The 579-nt window shown below is 43.4% G+C and carries 1 protein-coding gene; it reads left to right on the top strand.

Going from position 1 to position 579, the window contains the following annotated elements; all coding sequences use genetic code 11:
- The coding region (locus GMD4S_RS10175) for a C1 family peptidase (RefSeq protein WP_000396288.1) at positions 1-392 on the top strand (392 nt) is incomplete at its 5' end.
- Positions 393-579: the final 187 nt, after the last annotated feature.

The following is a 579-nucleotide window of genomic DNA, read 5'->3' as shown; positions in this document are numbered from 1 at the left end:
GGTTTGGTTCAGATGTCGGCCAGCTCAGCAACCGCAAAGCTGGAATCCTTGCGACTGATGTTTATGACTTTGAATCAAGCATGGATATCCAACTTACTCAAGACAAGGCTGGACGTTTGGACTACAGCGAAAGCTTGATGACCCACGCCATGGTCTTGACAGGTGTTGATTTGGATGAAAATGGCAAGTCAACCAAGTGGAAGGTTGAAAACTCATGGGGAGACAAGGTCGGTGCAGATGGTTACTTTGTTGCCTCAGACGCTTGGATGGATGAATACACCTACCAAATCGTTGTCCGTAAGGAATTGCTGACAGCAGAAGAACGGGCTGCTTATGAAGCAGAACCAATCGTACTTGCACCATGGGATCCAATGGGTGCCTTGGCAGAATAAAGCATAAAGAAAAGAGGTTAGGGAAATCCTAGCTTCTTTTTTAAGTCCTTCTTGAAGTGGCGATAGATGATGCTTGCCAAGTGAGTTCTCCTTATTTTAAGTCTTTAAGTGACAGAGAAAAAGATATGTGTTATTATAGTAGTACAAAAGGATATCGGAGTAGAAATGAAGTATTTAAGTAGCCAAG

Source organism: Streptococcus sp. GMD4S, assembly GCF_000296955.1.
The sequence above is the reverse complement of the archived record's forward strand: the minus strand, read 5'-3'. Positions and strand labels throughout refer to the sequence as shown.